Here is a 1,366-nt window from a genome sequence, read left to right as displayed (position 1 = left end):
CAAGAGAGATCGCTTTGCGATTTTTGTTCAACGACATTTGTAAAATTTTGCTCGCTGGCATTTATAGAATTTTGCCTGCCATCGCTCGTAAATTTTAGCCCGCCGCCCGCCAAATTTCGCTTATCGCAATTTTTATCTTGTAAGAAATCCTTTATATTTTCATCATACCGCGTTTTGCTTATGCCAAACCTAGCAATTTCGTCATTACGCATTTGGTTCCTCCTTATACGCGCTTGATTTAGATATAACTATCGCGCGAGTTTGCACGCAGAGATTAGCCTTGCGCATTTTTTAAAATTTGCAAAATTTCGCTTATCTTTTGTGGATCTTTAATGCCTCGCGCATCCTCCACCCGGCTGTTTAGATCGATAGCGTAGGGACGCAGCGCGAGCGCTTCAAGGATATTTTGCGCACCTATGCCGCCTGCAAGAATAAAAGAGATCGCGCCGCCTTTGGAAGCAGTGCTACACTTATCCGCACTATCATCCTTTGCGGCACCCAACTTGCCCGCCTCACTGCCGTCATTTGAAATATTTGGCGCGCCCGCCTCATAGTCGCTTGTGCCTCGATCATTGGCGCCTTCGCTTGTGGGCCTTACACCATTCAGCCGAGCGGCAGCACACGCACTAAATTTGCACTCATCGTCATTCTTTGCGGCGCGACGATCGGCGCTCGTTTCTTGTTTCGTATTGCTCGATCGAACAATATCATGTGCGCGCTCGCTCGCTTCATTGCTATTAGAGGCACAGCACACGTTGCTTACCATCTGGAGCTTCAAATTTCCGTTTTCGCTATGCTCCGCGCAGGAATTGTTACAATCGCCGTTTGTATCGCGCTTTAAATTCCCCTCGCTATATCCGCTACAGATCGCGCTATGTTTAAGATGGCTCCTTGCGCCGTTTGAGCCTTGAGCCATGCCTGCTGCATAGCATTTTTCGTCACTTGATGCGTTATTTTTCGTATCGCAGTGCCCGCTAGCCGAGTCGTATTTTGTGTCGTCTATGCTTTGAGTTGCGCTGCCCGCGCAGTATTTTTTACTGCTCGCCGCGCAGTATTTTTCTTCACAGCCAAGCCTTGCGCGTCTCAACAGATCCCAGTCGAAGCTCACGCCGTTACCGCCCAGGTTCGCTCCTTTGGCGTCAAATAAGATCCGATCGCAGCTCAAACCCTCAAGAGGCGGCATTTCGGTGCCAATGCTTAGCACCTGCCATACCTCGATGCCTGCTGCGTTGAGGCGTGCTTTGAAATCCGCGCTTATGCGTCCGTAAATTTGAGCGCAGTCTAGCTCGCAAAGGCTACAAATTTTTAAAATTTGCTCCTCGTCTAAAGCTTCCGTATCTAAAATTTCAGAATTTAGATCTTTTAC

The 1,366-nt window shown here is 48.4% G+C and carries 1 protein-coding gene and 1 pseudogene; both read right to left on the bottom strand.

Annotated features, from left to right (window positions below):
* Positions 1–212: hypothetical protein (locus tag Q0369_RS06990; RefSeq protein ID WP_298097820.1), on the bottom strand; the 212-nt coding region annotated here is incomplete at its 3' end.
* Between the two features lie 62 nt (positions 213–274).
* Positions 275–1,366, bottom strand: a pseudogene (locus tag Q0369_RS06985) (hypothetical protein); the annotation flags it as partial.

This window comes from uncultured Campylobacter sp. (genome assembly GCF_938030685.1).
Taxonomy (GTDB): Bacteria; Campylobacterota; Campylobacteria; order Campylobacterales; family Campylobacteraceae; genus Campylobacter_B.
Note: the sequence above shows the minus strand (reverse complement) of the source record. Positions and strands in the feature narration are given on the sequence as shown.